Annotated in this window: 21 protein-coding genes; 7 read left to right on the forward strand and 14 right to left on the reverse strand. The window is 41.9% G+C overall.

Annotated elements, in window-relative coordinates; genetic code table 11:
• The 5 genes from AC1DPZ_RS09870 to AC1DPZ_RS09890 form a co-directional block, all read left to right on the forward strand.
• A partial coding sequence (locus tag AC1DPZ_RS09870; protein WP_477402804.1) for a hypothetical protein occupies positions 1–535 on the forward strand: 535 nt, incomplete at its 5' end.
• Between the two features lie 1,747 nt (positions 536–2,282).
• A complete protein-coding gene (locus tag AC1DPZ_RS09875) occupies positions 2,283–2,936 on the forward strand; it encodes a hypothetical protein (protein ID WP_477402805.1) in 654 nt (217 codons plus the stop codon).
• A 210-nt stretch (positions 2,937–3,146) separates the two neighbouring features.
• Positions 3,147–3,977, forward strand: a complete 831-nt coding sequence (locus AC1DPZ_RS09880; protein ID WP_477402806.1) for a sensor histidine kinase — start codon at positions 3,147–3,149, stop codon at positions 3,975–3,977.
• Positions 3,943–4,587, forward strand: coding sequence for a response regulator transcription factor (locus tag AC1DPZ_RS09885; RefSeq protein WP_477402807.1), 645 nt, complete (start codon positions 3,943–3,945; stop codon positions 4,585–4,587). The genes AC1DPZ_RS09880 and AC1DPZ_RS09885 overlap by 35 nt, the downstream gene beginning before the upstream one ends.
• A gap of 29 nt (positions 4,588–4,616) precedes the next feature.
• Positions 4,617–5,687 (forward strand): PA0069 family radical SAM protein, encoded by a 1,071-nt coding sequence (locus AC1DPZ_RS09890; protein ID WP_477402808.1) that lies wholly within the window; start codon positions 4,617–4,619, stop codon positions 5,685–5,687.
• Between the two features lie 25 nt (positions 5,688–5,712).
• On the opposite strand, the gene AC1DPZ_RS09895 is transcribed toward AC1DPZ_RS09890, so the two are convergent.
• The 4 genes from AC1DPZ_RS09895 to AC1DPZ_RS09910 all read right to left on the reverse strand — a co-directional run bounded on the left by AC1DPZ_RS09895 (position 5,713) and on the right by AC1DPZ_RS09910 (position 8,402).
• Positions 5,713–6,102, reverse strand: coding sequence for a ribosomal maturation YjgA family protein (locus tag AC1DPZ_RS09895; protein ID WP_477402809.1), 390 nt, complete (start codon positions 6,100–6,102; stop codon positions 5,713–5,715).
• 62 nt (positions 6,103–6,164) lie between these two features.
• Positions 6,165–6,908: a zinc ribbon domain-containing protein gene (locus tag AC1DPZ_RS09900; RefSeq protein ID WP_477402811.1), complete on the reverse strand. Its 744-nt coding sequence runs from the start codon at positions 6,906–6,908 to the stop codon at positions 6,165–6,167.
• Entirely contained in the window at positions 6,908–8,005 is a 1,098-nt protein-coding gene (locus AC1DPZ_RS09905; protein ID WP_477402812.1) for a Nif3-like dinuclear metal center hexameric protein, read from the reverse strand. The genes AC1DPZ_RS09900 and AC1DPZ_RS09905 overlap by 1 nt, the downstream gene beginning before the upstream one ends.
• Positions 8,006–8,039: 34 nt before the next feature.
• On the reverse strand, positions 8,040–8,402 hold the full coding sequence (locus AC1DPZ_RS09910) for a TM2 domain-containing protein (RefSeq protein WP_477402813.1): 363 nt from the start codon (positions 8,400–8,402) through the stop codon (positions 8,040–8,042).
• 149 nt (positions 8,403–8,551) lie between these two features.
• Between AC1DPZ_RS09910 and AC1DPZ_RS09915 the strand changes: the two genes are divergently transcribed.
• Positions 8,552–10,213 carry a glutamine--tRNA ligase/YqeY domain fusion protein gene (locus AC1DPZ_RS09915; RefSeq protein ID WP_477402814.1) on the forward strand — a complete coding sequence of 554 codons (1,662 nt, stop codon included), beginning with the start codon at positions 8,552–8,554 and terminating at the stop codon, positions 10,211–10,213.
• A 114-nt stretch (positions 10,214–10,327) separates the two neighbouring features.
• Here the strand turns inward: AC1DPZ_RS09915 and AC1DPZ_RS09920 are convergent, their stop codons facing one another.
• The 7 genes from AC1DPZ_RS09920 to AC1DPZ_RS09950 all read right to left on the reverse strand — a co-directional run bounded on the left by AC1DPZ_RS09920 (position 10,328) and on the right by AC1DPZ_RS09950 (position 16,731).
• On the reverse strand, positions 10,328–11,155 hold the full coding sequence (locus AC1DPZ_RS09920; RefSeq protein WP_477402815.1) for an N-acetylmuramoyl-L-alanine amidase: 828 nt from the start codon (positions 11,153–11,155) through the stop codon (positions 10,328–10,330).
• Positions 11,156–11,257: 102 nt separating this feature from the next.
• Positions 11,258–12,028: a non-homologous end joining protein Ku gene (gene ku, locus AC1DPZ_RS09925; protein ID WP_477402817.1), complete on the reverse strand. Its 771-nt coding sequence runs from the start codon at positions 12,026–12,028 to the stop codon at positions 11,258–11,260.
• 138 nt (positions 12,029–12,166) lie between these two features.
• Positions 12,167–13,054: a PfkB family carbohydrate kinase gene (locus AC1DPZ_RS09930; RefSeq protein ID WP_477402818.1), complete on the reverse strand. Its 888-nt coding sequence runs from the start codon at positions 13,052–13,054 to the stop codon at positions 12,167–12,169.
• A gap of 162 nt (positions 13,055–13,216) precedes the next feature.
• Positions 13,217–14,257 carry a PAS domain-containing sensor histidine kinase gene (locus AC1DPZ_RS09935; RefSeq protein ID WP_477402819.1) on the reverse strand — a complete coding sequence of 347 codons (1,041 nt, stop codon included), beginning with the start codon at positions 14,255–14,257 and terminating at the stop codon, positions 13,217–13,219.
• A gap of 463 nt (positions 14,258–14,720) precedes the next feature.
• A complete protein-coding gene (locus tag AC1DPZ_RS09940; RefSeq protein WP_477402820.1) occupies positions 14,721–15,224 on the reverse strand; it encodes an anti-sigma factor in 504 nt (167 codons plus the stop codon).
• Entirely contained in the window at positions 15,221–15,802 is a 582-nt protein-coding gene (locus tag AC1DPZ_RS09945; RefSeq protein ID WP_477402821.1) for an RNA polymerase sigma factor, read from the reverse strand. The genes AC1DPZ_RS09940 and AC1DPZ_RS09945 overlap by 4 nt, the downstream gene beginning before the upstream one ends.
• Positions 15,803–16,023: 221 nt before the next feature.
• Positions 16,024–16,731, reverse strand: a complete 708-nt coding sequence (locus tag AC1DPZ_RS09950) for a zinc metallopeptidase (protein WP_477402822.1) — start codon at positions 16,729–16,731, stop codon at positions 16,024–16,026.
• Between the two features lie 136 nt (positions 16,732–16,867).
• Here AC1DPZ_RS09950 and AC1DPZ_RS09955 point away from each other — a divergent pair, with 136 nt between their 5' ends.
• A complete protein-coding gene (locus AC1DPZ_RS09955) occupies positions 16,868–17,974 on the forward strand; it encodes an NAD(P)/FAD-dependent oxidoreductase (RefSeq protein ID WP_477402823.1) in 1,107 nt (368 codons plus the stop codon).
• Positions 17,975–18,114: 140 nt separating this feature from the next.
• On the opposite strand, the gene AC1DPZ_RS09960 is transcribed toward AC1DPZ_RS09955, so the two are convergent.
• The 3 genes from AC1DPZ_RS09960 to recQ form a co-directional block, all read right to left on the reverse strand.
• On the reverse strand, positions 18,115–19,458 hold the full coding sequence (locus AC1DPZ_RS09960; RefSeq protein ID WP_477402824.1) for a UDP-N-acetylmuramoyl-tripeptide--D-alanyl-D-alanine ligase: 1,344 nt from the start codon (positions 19,456–19,458) through the stop codon (positions 18,115–18,117).
• A gap of 83 nt (positions 19,459–19,541) precedes the next feature.
• Positions 19,542–19,961 carry a putative quinol monooxygenase gene (locus AC1DPZ_RS09965; protein WP_477402825.1) on the reverse strand — a complete coding sequence of 140 codons (420 nt, stop codon included), beginning with the start codon at positions 19,959–19,961 and terminating at the stop codon, positions 19,542–19,544.
• A 40-nt stretch (positions 19,962–20,001) separates the two neighbouring features.
• Positions 20,002–22,170 (reverse strand): DNA helicase RecQ, encoded by a 2,169-nt coding sequence (gene recQ, locus AC1DPZ_RS09970; protein WP_477402826.1) that lies wholly within the window; start codon positions 22,168–22,170, stop codon positions 20,002–20,004.
• Positions 22,171–22,414 lie beyond the last annotated feature (244 nt).

A 22,414-nucleotide genomic window follows, 5' to 3' on the forward strand; every position in this document is an offset into this window, starting at 1 on the left:
ATACGTAACTGCAGATTTTTTTAACCTGCTGATGATTAAGCACAGTAACGCATGGGCTAATAACTTAGAAGACATATTGGATTTTGTGATGTTCACATATTTTATTATATCGCAGGATAAAAGACCATTATATAAAAGAAACGCGCGTATCCTATCTGCTGTTGTAATCCTATTATCCTTTATTGATATTTTTTATATTCAGGGGTTTTGGCAAAGAGCTACTATAGCCATTGTACTACAGGGATCCTTTATATTATCATTGGTTTGTATTTATTACTATAACCTGCTTAGGGAAGCTCCAGAGCACCTTTTTCTGTTAAAACATCCACCGTTTTTGGTTGCTACAGGCTTGCTTTTTTATTTTCTTTCGCTTTCTTTCTATTATTCATGTTTTAACTACATGGTATATAAAAACAATTATCATTTCTATATTTTGGCATCAACTATTCCAGGGCTTGCTAATTTGATGCTTAATGCCTTGTTAATATATGCCTTTATTTGCTCTTTTAAAGCAAATAAAATAGTTGGCTCATGACGGCACCGGAAGGACACACAACCACACAACGGTTGTTCTTGCCGGTGCCATGAATAAGATAGCAGTCATGCCGATGCTGCTTCAGACAGTAGATGTACTTGCTGCGGGGTCAGAGCCGCTCAACTTTGGAAAAACCGGTCCGCCAACTTGTGTCTGATTTTGTTAACAGGTTTAATTTTTAACATGCAATATTTAGGATAATTAAAAAAAATGCTTCTGGATGAGCTATTTTAGCATTTATATTTTAAAGACCATAAGTATTGCATGTTATTATACAATCTTTATTACGTATCCTTAATTTTGACATTTTTGTTTTGTTTGTATGCTTATAAGCAGTTAGATACGAACTTTAAGTGGTTTCTGCCGTACCTGGCATTTACTGTTGTTTTCGAAACGGCGAATTTTTTAACTGGCTTATAATTAATCATACCAACTCCTGGGCAGGCAACATCGAGGAATTAACAGAGTTTATCCTTTTTACTTATTTTATGACAACTCTTGCAAAAAGAGAATCCTATAAAAAAAAGGTATACATACCTGCTGCTTTTGTAATACTGTTTTCACTTATTGATATGGCCTTTATCCAGGGAGTTTGGAAGTTGAACACCATAGCAATGGTAATACAAGCTTTATTTATTTTGACTTTAATTTGCATTTATTATCATAATTTATTCGAAGAAGCAGAGGAGGGTTTGGCGCTTATAAAGCATCCGCCGTTTTTAGTTGCTACGGGCTTGCTTTTTTATTTTCTTTCAAAGAGTTTTTATTATTCGTGTTATAGCTACATGGTATATAAAAACAATTATCATTTTTATATTTTGGCGGCAACTATTCCGGGGCTTTCAAACTTGTTGCTCAATTCACTCTTAATTTACACTTTTTTATGCTGTTCAAAGACGAAGAAGTTATCTTTGAAATAATTGCAGACAGCACCATTGCTTGTATTGGCTTTTGGGCTACATTTAAAAAATACATGGGACAGATGGAACAAATCACTCAGGATAAAACCAAGACATGCTGTTCTCATTTAGCTTCATCAATATTGCATGTTATACAATCTTTATTTCATATCCCTAATTATAACTTTTTTTTGCTGTTTATATGCGTATAAACGGCTCGATAGAAACTTTAAATGGTTTCCTTGGTATCTAGCGTTTGTAATTTGTGTTGAAGTTGCCAGTATGCGCGGCTTGCTTATAATTAACCATACCAACTCCTGGTGCAACAACAATGTTTCATTAATGGAGTTTATCCTTTTTACTTATTTAATCACCTCTTTTAGTGGTGATGCATTGTATAAAAAGAAGGTATACATATTCGCGGGCGTTATAATCCTTATTTCACTTATCGATATGGTTTTTATCCAAGGAATTTGGAGGTTAAATACTCCGGCAATAATATTGCAGGAGCTATTTATTTTGACTTTAATTTGCATTTATTATTACAATTTGTTGGCCGAGGCCCGTGAGCACTTGATACTTCTAAAGCATCCACCGTTTTTGGCTGCTACGGGGGTGTTTTTTTACTTCCTTTCAAATTCGGTTTATTATTCCTGTTATAGTTACATGGCATATAAAAGCAATTATGATTTTCTTATACTGGCGAGAACTATTCCGGGGATATCAAACCTGTTACTCAATTCACTCTTAATATCTGCCTTTTTATGCTTTCCAAAGAAGGCGCTATCCCTACAATAATTGCGGCGTTGCACTATTTTAGCATGTAATTTAAAGATCGTGAATATTGAATGCTATTATTTAACTTTTATCTTCTTTCTCTACCTATAACATTTGCTGTATGCCTTTACGCGTATAAATCGTTTGACGATAGTTTTAAGCCGTTTTTGCCATACTTTGCTTTGTTGATTGTATATGTAAGCGCAGATTTTTTTAACCTGCTGACGATTAAGCACAGTAATGCATGGGCTAATAACTTAGAAAACATATTTGATTTTGTGATGTTCACGTATTTCATTATATCGCAGGATAAAAGACCAATATACAAAAGAAGAGCGTGTATCTTGTCTGCTGTTGTAATACTATTATCTTTTATTGATATTTTTTATATTCAGGGGTTTTGGCAAAGAGCTACTATAGCCATTGTACTACAGGGTTTGTTTATTTTATCATTGGTTTGTATTTATTACTATAATCTGCTTGAGGAAGCCCCGGCGCATCTTTTTCTGTTAAAACATCCACCGTTTTTGGTTGCTACAGGATTGCTTTTTTATTTTCTTTCGCTTACTTTTTATTATTCCTTTTTCAATTACATGGTGTATAAAAACAATTATCATTTTTCTATTTTAGCTTACGCCATCCTGGGCATTTCCAACCTGATCTTAAACGCCATTTTGATATATGCTTTCCTATGCTCATCTAAAAACAAACGGACTAAATCATAGTATTACCTTTACTGCCGTAATTTATTTGAAAGACCGCGGGGGCTTCGGCCTTTAAAACATTCACCGTTTTTAGTTGCTAAGGGTTTACTTTTTTATTTCATGTTTTAGCTACATGGCATATAAAAATAATTATCATTTTTATATTTTGGGAGCAACTATTCCGGGGCTTTCAAATTTGTTGCTCAATTCACTTTTAATATCTGCCTTTTTATGCTGTTCAAAGACGAAGAAGTTATCCTTATAATAATTGCAGGTACTGCATTATTGCTATTGCTTGGATTTTTTATGGTTGGGTTTTTGTTGATGTTTCAAAAAAAGCAGAACAAAAACGCACTCGAAAAAGCCGAATTAAAATCATCATTTAAGCAGGAATTGCTAAAAACCCGTATCGAGATCCAGGAGGAAACACTTAACTATGTTAGTCGCGAAATGCATGACAATATTACCCAGGTATTATCATTTGTAAAACTTAATCTTGGCCTGTTGGGCAAAAAGCTTGATGGTGATGAGCAGACCAAATTAAATGATACCCGTGAGCTTGTAGCGCAAACCATTACAGATCTGCGTAACCTCTCAAAAAGCCTTAGCTTTGAGCATATAAGCGCATTGGGACTGGTAAAAACATTAGAGATGGAGGCTGTCCGGATCAATAAAAGCGGGCTTATTCATGTGGATGTAACGGTGGAAGGCGAAGTTTACAGCCTGGGCGAACAGCGCGAACTGGTTTTGTTCAGGGTATTCCAGGAGGCATTAAATAATGTGTTGAAACACGCAGATGCCGCAAACATTAAAATAGGTTTGCATTATAACACACAAATGTTTAATTTAACCATCGAAGATGATGGCGTTGGTTTCCAGCCCGAATTGCTTAACGACAAGAGTGGATCGGGGTTGCGTAACATGACAAACAGGGCAGGTTTGATTGGAGCAGAGGCGGTTATAAGCAGCTCACCCCAAAAAGGTTGCACTATTAAGCTGTCATTGAACCCCCTGGTACAAGAAATTTATGCTAACGGAACCGATTCAAATAGCCCTGGTTGACGATCACCGCCTTTTTAGGAGTGGCATGGCCGCGCTAATAGATAGTTTTGGCGGCTATAGTATTCTGTTTGAGGCCGCAAACGGTAAAGAACTGATAGACAATATTGCCGAGGGAATTATACCTGATATTATTTTGCTTGACATTAATATGCCTGTTATGGATGGTACATCAACCGCCCAATGGCTTAAAAAGCACCATCCATCTATCCGGGTTATCATTCTATCCATGTTTGAGGATGCCGAAAAGGTGTTATCAATGGTGATGGCAGGAGTAAAAGGCTATCTGTTAAAAGACGCGGAGCCCGATGAGTTTGAAAGGGCATTGAGTAAAGTTTCGGAAGGTGACCTTTTTTACCCCGATTTTGTTACCAAGCACCTGCTGAATAATTTTAATATAGATAAAGCGGCACAGGTAAAACTAAATCCGCGTGAAATTGAATTTTTACGCCTCACCAGCACCGAACTCACCTACAAGGAAATTGCAGATACCATGTGCATAAGCGTGCGTACAGTTGATAGTTACCGCGACCAACTTTTTGAAAAACTGCAAATTAAAAGCCGCGTTGGCCTGGTTTTATACAGCATAAAAAACAAGCTGGTTGATTTGTAATTTGCTAATTTAATTAGCAAATTTGCCTTATGGCACATGAAGATAACCCAGACTTTTTTAAAGGCAGGGGGGCGCAGGTTAATACCCACAATAAATTCCTGAAAAACAAATATGTGGCCGACCATATTGAAGGGCTCGACGAGCCCTTGCTTGAAAATAGCTTAACCCAGCTTTTTGAGGAAACGCCCAAAAAGATAGTAAGCGAATCAAACAGCCCAGACCTTAGCCATATGTACTCTATAAACCCTTACCAGGGTTGCGAGCATGGCTGCATTTATTGCTATGCCCGTAATACTCATGAATATTACGGTTTTAGTGCCGGGCTTGATTTTGAGCGCAAAATAATTGTAAAGCGGAACGCGCCCGAGCTTTTGGAGCAATATTTTAATAAAAAGAATTATAAACCGGTGTGCATCCTGCTATCGGGCAATACTGATTGTTACCAACCGATTGAGCGTAGCTTACAAATAACGAGAAAACTGCTGGAGGTTTTTTTGAAGTATAAAAACCCGGTTGCTATCATCACCAAAAATAATCTTATCCTGCGCGACCTGGATATCTTAACCGAGCTGGCTGCCATGAGCCTGGTGCATGTTAACGTTTCTATCACCTCGCTTAACGAGCAATTGCGCCAAAAGCTCGAACCACGTACGGTAACTGCAACGGGTAGGTTGGCCGTTGTGCAAAAACTATCAGAGAAGGGGATCCCCGTTAGGGTAATGGCGGCTCCTATCATCCCGGGCCTGAATAGCAATGAGGTGCCCAACATTATTAAGGCCGCGGCTGACAGGGGCGCGTTGGCTGCGGGATTTACCATTGTGCGCCTTAACGGCAGCATTGCCGAAATATTTAGCGACTGGATCTACAAAGCCTTTCCTGATAGAGCGGAAAAAGTGCTGAACATGATTCGAGAATGTCACGACGGGCAACTAAACGACAGCAATTTTGGGCGACGGATGAGCGGCGAAGGTAAGATAGCTGAATCTATCCACCAGATGTTCCGGATGGCTTGTAATCGTTTTATGGCGGGCCGGGAAATGCCGGAATATGATTACAGCTTATTTGTGCCTAAGAAGGGCCGGCAGACAAGTATGTTTTGAGCTACGAATGTTATCTGTAAATCAATTATTGCCTAAAAATGAGTTTGTGCTTTTTTCTAATGGTGTATAAATCTAACAGAACACCAACTCCTATGCCAACTGTATAGCACAATAGATCGCTAAACAAAAAGCCTTCTCCTAAAACCAGCCTGCCAAAGATGCTGTGCCGTAAATTATTTATCCAGGGTGCTTTATAAAGCTGGCTACACTCTATCGCGAAGCAAAATAAAAGGCTTGCTATAATAGCGAATTTTAAAGGCTTATTGATGAGCAGAAAACGCATGATAAAGTAAACCATCAGCGCCCAAAGAATATCGCCGATAAACAGCGGAATAAATTTAAAATGCCGGGATAGCAGGCCAATAATAATGGTTGCGACCGAAAGCATCAAATAAAGAATCCTTGATCTGGGCATAAAAGCTGTTTCACAAAAAAAGGCATCCTATAGATGCCTTTCATATTATTTAAGTGCTTTGCTTATATAGTCTCTGCTTCTAAGGCCATCTGCTCATCAACAAGGATACGTCCACAATGCTCGCACACGATGATCTTTTTACGCTGACGGATATCAGACTGGCGCTGAGGCGGGATCTGGTTAAAACAACCTGAACATGAATCGCGCTGGATAGTTACAACAGCCAAACCATTTTTGGCATTTTGACGCAAACGGTTGTAAGCTGTAAGCAAGCGCTCCTCGATGTTTGGAATAGCTTTTTCTGCCTGTGCAACAAGATCGTTCTCTTCTTTTTCGGTTTCGGCAGTAATAACGCCTAACTCATCTTTTTTAGCTTCCAGATCGCTTTTGCGGGCTTCCAGGTCGGCAAGGGCTTTTTCATACACCTGCGTTTTTGAGGAGATCTCAAAACCATATTCCCTTATTTTTTTCTCGCTTACCTGTATATCTAATCCCTGTATCTCAATTTCTTTTGATATGGCATCATACTCACGGTTATTCTTAACTTCGTTAAGCTGCGCTTCGTATTTTTTAATATTTGCCTGGGCGTCTTTGATCAGGTTTTTGCGGGTTACTATTTCATCCTCTACATCATCCAGCTCATATTTGATCTTTTGTATGCGGGTTTCAAGGCCAGCAACATCATCTTCCAAATCGGCAACTTCCATTGGCAGTTCACCCCTTACCTGGCGAATTCTATCAATTTTAGTGTGGATGGTTTGTAGTTCGTATAAAGCTTTAAGCTTTTGTTCTACGGTTTGTTCCATTAAATAAAATATTTGACGGGGTTTGTATTTACTTCTGTTAAACGGACGGCAAAGATAGGGAATTTTTTTCTAATTATATCATACATTAATTGCACCGTAAATTGTTCACTCTCAAAGTGTCCGATGTCGGCTATCACTATTTTTCCTTCGGCATCAAAAAACTCGTGATACTTGTAGTCGGCAGTGATAAAAATGTCGGCTCCGGCGGCCATAGCATGCTTCAGTAAAAAGCCTCCCGCACCACCGCAAACGGCTACTTTTTTAATGGGTTTGCCGGTAAATGCTGTATGCCTAATTACATGGGTACGCATCTTATCTTTTACATGAAACAGGAACGATTCCTGGTTCTGCGGCACTTCCAGCTCACCTATCATACCCGAGCCAACCTGCTGGTTTTGGTTGGTTAAGCTATAAAGGTCATAAGCCACCTCTTCATATGGATGGGCCAGTATCAACGCCATGATTATTTTACTCTCCAGGTTGGCCGGGTAAACGGTTTGGATGCAAATCTCATTTTCCCGGTGGCGTTTACCCGGTTCGCCAATGTAGGGCACGGTAGCATCATTGCCTTTAAAAGTGCCCAGTCCCTCGGCATTAAAGCTAACTTCACTGTAATTACCAATATTGCCTGCTCCCGCCGCAAATAAGGCATCGCGCACGGCATCGGCATGGCTGTGGGGTACAAATGTTACCAGCTTTTTAAGCAGGTTGTGTTTTGGTGCCAGTATGCGGCAGTTTTTTAAGCCCAGTGTATCGCAAATGCGGGTATTTACCCCGGTCATCACGTTATCAAGATTAGTGTGAATGGCGTAAATGGCTATGCGGTTGCGGATGGCTTTTTCTACCACGCGTTCTACATAAGTTTTGCCGTTAAACTTTTTTAACCCTTTAAAAACAATAGGATGGTGCGATATAATTACCTGGCAACCTGTAGCAATGGCTTCCTCAACCACAGCTTCGGTACAATCTAAAGAAAGCAGGGCTTGTGTTATTTCCTGGTCGGGGTTACCTACTATAAGACCTGCGTTATCATAATCTTCCTGGTAAACCAGTGGTGCAAGACTTTCAAGGTAGGCGGTAAGGATGGATAGTTTCATGAACAAATTTAACTATAAGATGGCAGGGTTAATTTTATGGGGTTAACATAGCCATGCGGTGACTTTCATAAGCCATATTTTTATTATACTCTAACGTGAGCGATTTATTGTTTATCAAATCAACAATAGTACCAATAAGGCAAAAGCCGCCGGTAAAAAGATAAAGTAAACCCATACCAATTTGCCCAAGTACAAAACGCTGTACGCCTGCAATTACAATAARACCAAGTAAGGTAAACAATAATATTTCCTGCGCGTTTTTGCGTTTGCTGGTGTAAACCATGTAAAAGTATTTGGTTTGATTTTCATTTAGTCCGGCGGTGGCTTGTTGTAAAAAGCCCATTTCTTCGGGCGTCATATCCTGAAAATTTGTGTAAGGATCCTGGTACGTGTTCATATTCTGTATAGGTTTTTGATTTAAGCTGTTTCAAATTTAATTATTTTATCATAATAACCATGCGCTAATTGTCAATACACCAGTTCCCGTTTATAAAGTTAGCGGCTTAAAAATTTTGTTACTTTTGTGGTTATTGATAACTGTTGTTTATGAGCGAAGAAAGATCATTGAACTTTATAGAGGAAATTGTTGAAGAAGATATAGCCGCCGGCAAAAACGGAGGCCGGGTGTTAACCCGTTTTCCGCCCGAACCTAATGGTTACCTGCACATCGGCCATGCCAAATCCATTTGCTTAAACTTTGGACTGGCGCAAAAATATAACGGCAAAACCAACCTGCGCTTTGACGATACCAACCCCGTTAAAGAGGATGTTGAATATGTTGACAGTATTAAGGAGGATGTAAAATGGCTGGGCTTTGAATGGGCCGAAGAATTATACGCGTCTGACTATTTTGACAAGATATATGAATTTGCTGTTGCCCTTATCAAAAAAGGCCTGGCTTATGTAGATGACAGCACAGCAGAAGAGATTGCTGTACAGAAAGGGACACCTACAGAACCTGGTACACCCAACCAATACCGCAGCAGATCGGTGGAAGAGAACCTGGAGCTGTTTGCCGATATGAAAGCCGGTAAATACCCCGATGGCGCCAAGGTGCTACGGGCTAAACTTGATTTAGCAGCACCCAACATGCATCTGCGCGATCCTTTGATGTACCGCATTAAGCATGCGCACCATCACCGTACAGGCGATGCCTGGTGCATTTACCCGATGTACGATTTTGCCCATGGTCAATCGGATGCTATTGAGGAGATAACCCACTCCATCTGTACGCTGGAATTTATACCTCACCGTGCTTTATATGATTGGTTTATTGAACAGCTGGGTATCTTTCCATCCAAACAATATGAATTTGCAAGGTTAAACCTCAACTACACCGTGATGAGCAAGCGCAAGCTGCTGCAACTGGTTACAGAAGGATATGTAGAGAGCTGGGACGACCCGCGAATGCCTACCATTAGTGGTTTACGCCGCCGGGGTTATACCCCTGCCAGTATCCGCGAGTTTTGCGAACGTATTGGCGTGGCCAAACGCGAAAACATGATAGATGTTGGCCTGCTGGAGTTTTGTATCCGCGAGGACCTGAACAAAACCGCATGGCGCCGTATGGCTGTGCTGGATCCTATAAAATGTATCCTGACTAACTACCCTGAAGGCGAAGTAGAAACGATGCATGGCGAAAACAACCCCGAGGTTGAGGGTGGTGATGGTAGCCGCGAGTTCCCTTTTAGCCGTGAGTTGTGGATAGAGCGTGAAGACTTTATGGAAGTTCCGCCTAAGAAGTTTTTCCGGCTGGGTGTTGGGCTGATGGTGAGGTTGAAAAACGCTTACATTATTCGTTGCGACGACTTTGTTAAAGATGCCGATGGCAATGTAACCGAGATTCGCTGTACTTACCTGCCCGAATCTAAATCTGGTAATGATACCAGCGGCATCAACGTTAAGGGAACTATTCACTGGGTAAGCGTACCACACGCCAAAACCGCCGAGGTGAGGCTTTACGATCGCCTTTTCCAGGTAGAGAATCCGCAAAGCGAGGAGGGTGACTTTAAGGACTACATTAACCCCAACAGCCTGCATATAATTAAAACAGCCTACATTGAGCCCGACCTGGCCAACGCCAAGCCCGGTACTCCGGTACAGTTTATGCGCAAAGGCTATTTTACACTGGATAAGTACTCAACAGCCGATAAATTAGTTTTCAACAGAACAGTTACGCTAAAAGACGGGTGGGTTAAGAAAGGCTAAAGGCAAAAGGCGAAAGGTTTTAACACAGGCGAATAGGATGATCTCCTTTCGCCTTTTTTATTGCCCCCAGTGGCAGCAACCTTTTACCTTTCGCCTTTACCCTTTCACCGCCCTTCAATACTTCCTATACACATTATACAACACATTCAAATCCAGCTGCGTCATGGCGGGGCTGTCTTCAATTTGTACAAAGTGGCGTTTAAAGGCTGTTATTGCAGCTGGCAGGTTGCTGGTATCATAGCCTATGAGGCGCAGGGCTGTTGCATAGTCAAAGTTGTCGGGTGGTAGCTCCAGCAGTTCGTCGCTCCAATAGCCGAAACCTTTTTGGGCCAACAGCTTCCAGGGAAACAGCGAACCTGGATCTGGCTTGCGGGCGGGGGCAATGTCCTGGTGGCCAATAAAATTTGTCGTAGGGATGTTATAAGCCTTTTTAAGCTGGGCCAGTAAGGTCAGCACGCTCTTTACCTGTACATCATTAAAAGGTTCATGGCCGTTGTTGTCAATTTCGATACCTATAGAACAGCTATTCATATCGCTTATGCTGCCCCACCTGCTAATGCCAGCCTGCCAGGCGCGCAGGTAATCGTTAAGCATGTGATATACCTTGCCATCTTTGCCAACTACATAATGGGCACTCACCTGGGGCTTTACCAATGTAAAAGTTTTAAGCGTTTGTTTGGCCGAATCCTGCGCCGTGTAGTGAATAATTACATAGTTTGGCTTGCGGGCGTTGAAGTTTACGGTACCAACCCATTCGCTGGGAATGGCAGCACCCAGGCTATCAACCAGCATGGCGGGTTGCTCGCGACTGATCACCTTCAGTACCGAATCTGCCTGGTGCCTGTACACCTTGTTGGTTATAGCGTATGGTCCTTTGGGCGAGCAGGAGCTGAGAGCGGCAAATGCAACCCCAATAAATATAGCGTAAACGGTAGTTTTCATAGGCGATGGAAGCTTATTCGCTAAAGTAAGTAAATAACAGTTTATTTAACGATTATGCCCATCCCTGATAATCGTGCTTATTTGAGCCAGGAGCAACATACATCAGGCTTTTTTCGTTTTCAAACTACTCATTAACTGATCATAAAGGTCATCGCTGCTGGTTTTATGGGGTTTAAGTTTTTTAACAGTAGCACGTTTGCCTTTTGATTTTGCTTTGATGATCTTCAGCAATTCATCATTGTATTCATCCTTAAATTTAGATACATCAAAATCTTCGGCATACTGATTTATCAACGCGAGGCCCATATCCAGCTCCTTTTTGCTTATGCCAACGTCATGGCCAACATTAAGCTCCTCTGTGCCGCGTATTTCCTGCCCAAAACGAATGCGGGTAATAACCAATACGTTTTCAACGGGGTGCACAATGCAAAGGCTCTCGGTGCTGCGTAAAACAAATCGCGCCAACCCGGCTTTTTTTGATTGGGTGAGCGCTTTCAGCAGTAAGGCATAGGCTTTATTATTGGGGGTATCGGGTTCGGTGTAATAGGATGTTTCATAAAACATGGGATTCACATCGGCGATATTAACAAAGCTTTCTATTTCAACTATTTTGCTTTTTTCGGGTGCAGCATCCTCGAAATCCTGGTCTTCAACTATCACATAGTCATCATTGCTCAGCTTATAGCCCTTTACAATTTTATCATAAGGCACCTCCTTATGTGTGCGCTCATTTACCCGCTGATAGCGGATGCGTGCATGATCCCGGCCATCAAGCATATCAAAATTAAGTGATGACGTTTGCACGGCCGAATACAGCTTAACCGGGATACTCACCAACCCAAAACCAATTGAACCTTTCCAGATAGATCTCATTACCAATGCGTTTTAATACATTGATATAACTAATAAAAGTGCGAAAGGGTTTTATAGAAATGCGTATTAGTTAACTGAATATAGCGCTGTTAACTAAGCTTTATGGCTGGCCTGTATAAATTATAAAAAATTAAAGGCTCAGTAACTGTATACCTTCACGCCATTCTCCAGTAAGTTCATTACATCCTCTTCGGTGCCTGTAAATGGTCCCGATGATTCAATTTTAAAACTGGCCATAGCTGCTGCAAACTCGCCTGCCTGCTGAAATGATGCACCTTTTATACGCTGGTATAAATAGCCTGCCATATAGGTATCGCCACAGCCTGTAGCATCCACAACCGCTATGGGCGCATAAGCCGGAATATTGTAAAAAACACCATCGGTATAAATAACAGAGCCCATACTGCCCAGGGTAAGCACCACTTCTTTAACCCCCCAGTCGGCCAAAATACGCGCACCCTCAAAAATATCATTACTGCCAGTAAGTACTTCGGTTTCGTATTCGTTGGCTTTCAGGATATCTACATAGCGCAAAGCCTCCCGTTTATCTGCCCAGTCAACAGGCACCACGTTTGTATTTTCAACCTTGCGTAAATAACCCTGCACATCTAACGAAACACGGCCGCGGCTATGCAGTTCTTTGATTAGTTCAACAGGCATATCATCGGCCAACAGCGGCCCTAAGTGAAAAATTTGTGCATCTATTTGCTGCAGTTGCTCAACAGTAAAAGGATTGGCCTTTTGCAATACCCGCTGGGTACGGTGGTCCTGGTTTTGGGAGTAGATATTTTCAAAATAAACAGAAAGCCCGCCTACAGACGCATTTACCTTAGTCCCTTTGGAGCGTAGTTTTTCAACAACAACCATTTCGCTTTGGGCAAGTGTAGTTACGAGTGTATAACTGACATCCATATTGCGGATGGCATTGGAAAAATAAAAGGAGGTGCCGCCGGCCATGTGTGCAACCGCGCGAGGTGTTACCACTTTATCTAATGTAATATGCCCTACACAACAAATATCGTACATGCTTTTTATCTATTTTGAATAAGCGCCTTACCAACCAGGAGCAAACCGCAAAGGTATGTAATATCAATGTTTAATTAATGTAAGGTTTTTAATACAGGCAAAAATATGAGCAGATTAGTTTTTAAACGATAAAGTGAATTTAGCACCCTCATTGGGTTTACTTTAAAGGGTTATATGCCCGCCCAGGCTGGTAATGTGATTATGTACCAGGTAAAGCCCTATGCCCTTGCTGTCATGATGCTGATGAAATTTTTGGCGAAGGCCAAAAATCTTGTCTTTTACATCTTCCATGTTAAAACCCAGCCCGTTATCGGCAAATATTATTTGTTTGATACCATTATTAATTCCCGAACTAATGGTAATGGCTGGTGGAACATCCGGACGGGCGTATTTTATGGAGTTGGTGATAAGGTTCAGGAAAATACTTTCCAGGTATGCTTTGTTAAATTTGATGGTACTGTTTGCAGCAAAGTTTACATTTATGGTAACGTTTGAATGCTGTAATAATGAGTTTAGCGAATATAAAATTGTGTTTAATGAATCATTAATGTCCAATTCTTCCACATGTACATTTAAACTATCTTTCTGGCTCAAAACATCAATATAATTATTTAATGTATCCTTTAAACTTTCCGAAGCGGCTTTCAGCATGCCTATAAATTCAACCGTTTCTTCATCCTGTATCTTTGAAACATCTATAAAATTAAATACCGATAGCAAATTACTCACAGGCGACCGCAGATCATGCGATGTGGTATATGTTAGCTGCTTTAGTTCGTTGTTTATTGTGGTCAGATGGGTTATGAGGGCATTTCTTTCTTCTTCCTGCTTCTTTTTGTGTGTGATGTTTTTGGCAATAGCAAAAACCAGCCGCTCGCTATCAACAGGCATCGATGTCCAGGCAAGCCAAACAATTTTGCCGCTTTTGGTTACGTAGCGGTTCTCGAAATTTAAAAGTGGGATATCGCGTGTCAGGTTATCCCGGTTTCTTGAGGTGATACCCTGGTCTTCGGGGTGTACAAACTCATTTATAGGGCGGGCAAAAAGTTCTTCATTGGTATATCCCAGTACTTTTGATACTGCTGAGTTTACCTTTTTAAAGTAACCATCGTAGCCGGCAATACAAAAAAGATCTGCGGATAGTTCAAAAAAACGTTCGAAATTAAAATCAGTGTCATTACCTGGATTAACACTATTGAACATAAGAAAATTGGTTTTATTACAGCCATCAGGGGGAAAGGCTATTAGTTGCAACGGGTTATACGGAAAGAGAAAAAAATAGTTTGTAACAAATTTGAAGACGAGTATGGATGTGCAGATGATAAATAGGATGTGCAGATTTCAGATACGCAAATGAGCAGATGACTAATTCAATTCTGTTGGTACTAAAATTCCGATTCAGATAGTCTGTAAAAATAAAAGCCTCCCAACCTTGCGCCGGGAGACTTTCAACCTAAACCTTATCACAATTAAACCGGTAAGATTACCAGTTCATATACAATCATACAATTACTATACCAAAGTAGGCTACTTTATGATTTTTTTTATCAAGTTGATTTCAATGCCTTTTCTGCTTCAAAAAATGAGCGTTTTTTTTAAGCTATTACCGGTAACTGAACAATTGTGTTAACAACTGTCGTTTTTGTTGTACACCATACAAAACACTTTATGCCTGTTTTACGGTCTTTTTTCTGCGCAGATAGCTATCGGCTAAAAATAAAGCCAGCACTACATCAAATACCAGGAACCATTTAAATACCTGGCTGCTAAAAATATGGCCCATGTTGGGCATTTTTATGCTGGCCGGCAGGGTAACCTTTACATCAACAGCCGAACCGGAAAAATGAATGTTGGCTATTGTAAACACTAACAATGCCAGTATGGTAAAAATAAAGAAGATGCCAACGCCCATTATGATGCGTTTATCAATGGCCGCCTTTAAAGGCTTACTTGCATTTTCGGTACGGATGGTTTCCATCACATTATAGGTAAAGGCCATTGATGGCTCATCAAGTTCCATGTTTGCAAACTCCTGGTTTAGCAGCAGCAACTCCTGGTATTTTTGCCTGTACACCTCATCCTGCTCAATAAGCAGGGCAATGGCATCCTGCTCAGCCGGTGTGCAGGTGCCATCAATGTAGTTCCAGAGTTTTTCTTCAATGGTGTTCATATCAGTTCTTTAACCTCATGTTTTAAATTACGCTCCAGCTTATCTTTCAAACGCTGGCGCGCCCTAAATAGTTTTACTTTAACCGTATTAGCCTCCATTCCCAATGTTTGGGCAATTTCTTCTAAAGATTGCTCGCCCTTATAAAACAAGGTGATGATGGTGGCATCATCGGGTAACAGTTGCTCAATGGCCTGGTTCAGGTAAAACGATCGCGATTTATTTTCCACATTATCAGGATCATAAGCCGACTCATGGTTTTTAACCTGTATGTAAGTGCCCTCGTCATCTATAGACTCGGTGGCCACCCTTTTTTTTCTCAAAAATGTCATGGCTGTATTATATACAATGGTATACAGCCATGTTGTAAATTTAGATTGCGCCTGGTACATGGCCAGCGAGCGGTAAGCTTTTATAAAGCAGTCCTGTGCAATTTCCTCAGCATCCTCGCGGCTTTTAGCAAAACGCATAGCCAGCGTAAACACAAAACGCTGGTGCCGCTTTACCAGGTCGGCATAAGCCGACTGGTTGCCAGCCAGTGTCTGTTCTATAAGATCGATATCTGAAAGCTTGCTTTGCATGTGTTACAACCTCTCTGACTACTGGACTTTTACTTAGGTTACAGGAAGGTACGAAAATATGTGCAGATTTTAGATATGCAGATTTTGAATTCAATGAAGAAGCGGATAAATAAAGCGGTTTTTATAACATCATCTGCACATCTGAAACGGCAAAGCCCTCAACGAAGTTAATTTGCATATCTGCACATCTGAAATTTGCACATCTGCATATCCGCATATCCTCAATTCCGCCTGTTAAACAAAAACGAGGCATAATATACCAGGGTAGCCAGTGCACTTATAGCGGCCACAACGTAGGTCATGGCGGCCCACCACAGGGCATCTTTAGCCAGTTCATGCTCATCGGTGGTTTGTATAATGCTATAATTGTTGTTGAGCCAGGCTAATGCGCGGCGGCTTGCATCAAACTCAACGGGCAGGGTTATAAAGCTAAAGAAAGTAACCAGTGCCAGGGCGGCAACACCTATAGCTAATACGATAGAGTTATTGGCAAAAAACAACAACATTATGCCAATGAAAAGGGTCCATTGGGTTAGCGTTGATGCCACATTGATAACCGGCACCATAGCCGAGCGAAAGCTTAACCAGGCATAGGCCTGCGCATGCTGAACGGCATGGCCGCATTCATGAGCGGCAACAGCAGCCGCGGCTATGCTTCTGCTATAATAAACATCCTGGCTTAAGTTAACAGTTTTTGTTTCGGGGTTATAATGGTCGGTAAGCTGGCCTTCAACACACATTACCTGCACATCAAATATGCCATGCGCGCGCAGCATTTTTACCGCCACTTCCTGGCCAGAAAGGCCTGATAGTAAGCCGATTTCCGAATATCGTTTAAATTTACTTTTAAATCGCCACTGTACAATAAAGCTTACCAGGGCAACCAAAATCATCAGTAACCATGCCGAGTTAAAGCCGATGTATCCCATAATTAATGATAGATGATTCATATTAAGTTAAAATTCAAAATTAAAAAGTCAAAATTCTCTTAGATCTTAGATTTCCACCGTCGTTGCTTCGTGCATATTCATGAGTGTTTGCAAGCCTTTTGTCATGCTGAACGAAGTGAAGCATCTATTATTGGCCATACTTCGTCGCCCTGTACGCGGCCTTGTTGGCTTAAGCGCCGCCCTGCATTTAAAAAAGCAGCAACCTGCTTTAAAAGTGTTGGTGTTGGAGCGGGGCTTTTTACCATCGGGAGCCAGTACTAAAAACGCGGGATTTGCCTGTTTTGGTACAGTAAGCGAACAAATTGAAGTAATAAATCGCTCATCCGAAGCTGAAGCAATGCGCCTGGTTGATTACAAGTGGCGCGGCCTGCAGCGCTTAAGGCAAAACCTGGGCGACGAAAATATCGGCTATCATCAATACGGTGGGTATGAGCTATTTATGGAGGATGAAGCCGATGCTGCAAAAAGTGCTTTCGACCGCGTAGATCACCTCAATAAAATATTACGGCAAGCCATAGGCGGGCCTGACATTTATTCAGTGGCGGATGAAAAAATTGCAGGTTTTGGCTTTAATAAGGTAGGCCACATGATCTACAATCCGTTTGAAGGGCAGATTCATACCGGTAAAATGATGCGTACCTTATTATATAAGGTATACCAGCTGGGGGTACTGGTGTTAAACAATGTGCAGATCTCGGCAATTGAACAGGAAAACAAACACATCTGCCTGCAAACAACCCAGGGAAACTTTAAGGCAGGCAAGGTGATACTGGCTACCAATGCCTTTGCCAGCCAATTATATCCTGAGCTTAATGTGATTCCCGGCAGGGGGCAGGTATTGGTTACCCGGCCAGTATCCGGTTTAAAGCTGAGAGGCACCTATCATTTTAATGAAGGCTATTATTATTTCCGTAATATTGATAACCGGGTACTATTTGGCGGCGGCCGCAACCTGGATTATAAAGCCGAAGAAACCTGGGACTTTGGGCATACCGATATAGTAAAGGAAAAGCTGCTAAGCTATCTGCATGAAGTTATCCTGCCTGATCAGCAAATTGAAATTGATTATTGGTGGAGCGGCATTATGGGCTTTGGCGAGGAGTTAAGCCCGATAGTGAAGGAGGTAAAGCCTGGTGTTTTTTGCGCGGTTAGGTGTAACGGTATGGGCGTAGCAATGGGAAGTTTGGTGGGTGAGGAAGTGGCGGAGCTGGCGATAAAATAATTTCGGAATTGGGAATTTCAATTTCGGATTCTTTTCCGCGGGTTATCCTCAACTTGTTTGAGCGCCTCAAAAGACAGGACGCTCCCGGCTCCACACCTTGTGTGAGTGGGGCGAAACAAGTTCAACATGACTTTAGGGCACTAAAACAACTCCACTAACCGCTCCAAGGCCATCCCTCTTGAGCCTTTTATCAGGATAGTTGAACCGGTTACCGGATTTGCCTTTAAGCCGGCGATGGCTTCCTCTGCGGTAGCATAGAAAGTAGCCTCCTGGTTTTGAATTTTGAATTTTGAATTTTGACTTAAAAAGTCTTTTCCAATAAATATCCGTTCATCAACTTCGGTATCCAAAGCTTTTTGAATAACAGCAGTATGTTCAAGGGCTGATTCTGGTCCCATCTCAAACATATCGCCGAGGATAAGTACTTTTCGATTAGCTTCTAACTTGCCAATATTCTCGATAGCCACAAACATGCTGCTTGGGTTGGCATTATAGTAATCGCAAATGAGCGTGTTGGTAGCTGTTTTAACAATTTGTGAGCGGTTGTTTTTAGGCTGATAACCCTCGATGCCTGCGTTGATTTCGGCGGCGGGCATATTAAAATAAGTACCAATGGTTATAGCCGCTAATATATTATGCAGGTTATAGGCCCCGGTAAGCTGTGTTTTTGCGGTATGGCTTTCGCCGGTTTTATTGTTAGTCCACTCCAGGGTAAGTAAAGGAGAGTTTTCAACCAGTTCACCGCTGATCAAATCGTCAATTGTATTGGTCCCGTAATAAACCACCTGGCTTAGCTTGCGTGCGGCGGCCATATCAATTAAAGTGTCATCGTCGCTATTAATAAACGTAACACCCGCTCCCCGAACCTCGCTCCCCGCACCACTTAAATAATCGTACAACTCCCCTTTGCCTTTCTTAACTCCTTCAATTCCGCCAAAACCTTCCAGGTGCGCTTTACCTACATTGGTGATTAAACCGTGCGATGGCTGGGCTATACCGCAAAGCAGTTCAATCTCTTTCTGGTGATTGGCCCCCATTTCAATAACCGCCATTTGATGCGAGGCATTTATGGTTAAGATGGTAAGCGGTACGCCTATATGGTTATTTAAATTACCCTGTGTAGCCTGGGTTTTAAACTGTTGCGATAGTACGGCGTTGATAAGCTCCTTCGTAGTGGTTTTACCGTTAGTGCCCGTAAGGCCAATAACGGGAATCTTTAATTGCCTGCGGTGGTGCCGGGCCAGGTCCTGTAAAGCAGTTAGCGTATCGTCTACCAGTAAATATTTTTCACCAAGCTGGTATTCCGGGTTATCTATTACAGCATAGGCCGCTCCCGCTTCAATTGCTTTTTGGGCAAAGGTATTGGCATCAAACTTATCGCCTTTAAGGGCAAAAAACAGGCTGCCTGCAGCAATTTTGCGGGTATCGGTACTAATAACAGGATGTTGCAGATATAGCTGGTAAAGTTGTTGGGGAGTAGTCATACGTAATCTGGCCGCGTTAAGGGCATGTTAAGCAACAAAGTTAATTGATTGATAAGTATATATTGGTTTGGGCGCGTATAAAATTACATATCAGGTTTTTTGGCAAAGCCAATCAGGCTAACATCAACAAGTTCCAATGATTTTACCATATGCTGAACCGTTTTTTTGTATTTTTTAAAATGAGGTGTTTCTATATGTAATTTGTACGCGGCTGTATCAGCATATATTTCGAGGATGGTAATGTGTGCCGGATTTGCTTTATCGGCCACGGCGTAATAAGTTAATACCCCGGGCTCAACATGAACAGCGGTTGTCATTTGCTCTTTAAGGGCGGCGTTATATTGATTTAACTGCGCAGGATTAACCTGGATCTTCGCCAGCCTCACCATTTGATTTTTTGGCTGTGCCATAGCCTTATTACAAAACGAAAGCGTGAAAATACCTGCAATAACAATTAAAAACAGGGAGCGGATTTGGCTAAAATTAATTTTAAATACCTGCATGTTATAGGAGATTTAAGCAACCTAAGATAGGTAACATATATCATTGATCTTTGTTCATCCAGCTTATTACAGCTTTAATTTCGCCGTAACTGTAATCATCGCCCAAAATTTGTTTTAACGGCGAAAGCATTTGGCTGCCATAGCTCTCCACCGCATCTTTAATGGCAGGAATCTTTTGCTGGGGCACTATCTCCAGGATATCTATCTCGCCCGATTCAATGAAGTGACTCAGGTGACCTTCAATGGTCATTGGAGATAAGCCACGGGCGGCTGCAATTTCGGGTATGCTTTTACCCTGGCGGTACATAGTAAAAGTTTCGGTACGGGTATCGTTGGTTTTGCGTGCTTTTGGGGTTCGCTCCACCCGGTCGGTTTTGGGTTTGCGCTCCCGTTTGGGCGATTTATAGGCTATTTTGGATTCCAGCCCTTTTTCTTTACAATAATCTTTAACAGGCTGCAACAGCTCACGACCGTAACGGGCAAGCTTAACATCGCCGAAGCCCGAGATCAAACGCAGTTCATCCAGGCTTTGGGGCAGAAAGGTGGCCATTTCAAGCAGGGTAGCATCAGACACGATAATGTAAGCCGGTACATTTTCCAACTTGGCAATATCATTACGTACACTCTTAATCCGGCTCAATAATTCGGCCTCATGTGGTGGAGCCTGTACATGGGTATGGGTTTCTTCTATTATCTCGCTTTCAATAAATTCAACCTTTTGCAAGCCTTTTAATACGGCAGCACTTTGGCTGGTTAGTTTTACTACAGGGTAACCATCATCGGTAACGTGCAGGTAATCCATCGTAATCAGCTCGCGTATATAGCGCTGCCAGTCGGGTTTGCTGATATCGGCGCCAATGCCATAGGTTTTTAGCTGTTTATGTTCATCGCGGATCTTTTCGGTTTTCGATCCGCGTAAAAAGTCTATCACATAGTTAACACCAAAGCGTTCATTTAACCGGGCAACAGCCGATAGCGCCTTTTGGGCTATCAGCGTACCATCAAAACGTTTAAACTCGGTTAAACAAAAATCGCATGAGCCGCAATTGGGGGGGAAGGCCTCATCAAAATAATTCATCAGATACTGCCTGCGGCAAGCCTGCAGCTGGCAATATTTCACCATATCGTTCAGCTTATTGAGCATAATGCGGCTTTGCGCCTCGTTGCCCTCAATGCGTGCAAAATGTTGCAATTTACCCGCATCTCCCGGCGAATAAAGCAATAATGCCTCTGATGCCAGGCCGTCGCGTCCGGCCCTGCCGGTTTCCTGGTAATAGCCTTCAATGTTTTTAGGCAGATCCATGTGCACCACGTAACGCACATTTGACTTATTGATGCCCATCCCGAAGGCTATGGTTGCTACAATGATCTTTACATCATCACGCAAAAAAGCTTCCTGGTTATTTACTTTTACTTCGTTACCTAAACCGGCATGGTAGGCCTCCGCGGCAAAGCCCTCATCTTTTAGGTCGGCAGCCAGGTCTTCGGTTGATTTACGCGACAAGCAATATATAATGCCCGATTCATCCTTGCGTTCGTTCAAAAAAGCAATAAGCTGATTAAAGCTGTTCTTTTTGGGTACAACCCGGTAGGTAATATTAGCCCGGTTGAATGAGGATACAAATACTGCAGGTTTATGAAGATTTAATTTTTCAAGGATATCCTTTTGGGTCAGCTTATCGGCAGTAGCGGTAAGCGCGATGACAGGCACATTCGGGAACTCGGTTTTTAGCTGTGCCAGCATCAGGTATTCCGGCCTGAAATCATGGCCCCATGACGAAATGCAGTGCGCCTCGTCAATGGCTATCTGTACTACCGGAAGGGTTTTTAAAAAGGCGATCATTTTATTATCACCGCCAAACAAACGTTCGGGAGCCAAATACAGGAGCCTTACCTGGTTGTTTCTAAGCTGCTCAACCAATCGCTTCTGCTCATCGGGGTTTTGGGCCGRGTTTAAAAACGCTGCAGGGATGCCACTTACATTCAGGCTGTCAACCTGGTCTTTCATCAAGGCAATAAGCGGTGATATAACAATGGTAAGTCCATTCAACAATACTGCAGGTAACTGGTAACATAATGATTTACCGCCACCGGTGGGCATCAGCGCCATCACATCCTGCTTATTTAAAACATGCTGAATAATGGCCTCCTGCTGGTGCCTGAACGCGCTATAGCCAAAATATTTTTGCAGGGCTTGTAATGGGGTCATATAGGTATGCAGATTTTAGATGGGCAGATTAGATTTTTTTTACGGCTTCACGGTTTTAGATGTGCAAATTACAAATTATCAGGCAAATTGCTAAAATTTTTAGATTTTTTAGGGCTGCCAGCTGGGGAGATCCATTTAATTTGTGTATCAGCCGCAAAATAACTATTCCGGCTTTTATCTAATAACTCTTCTTAAAAAGACTTTAAAGTTGCTATTTTGATTGCAATAATATCTTTTTCAGTTA

Source organism: Mucilaginibacter sp. P4_G9, assembly GCF_056400985.1.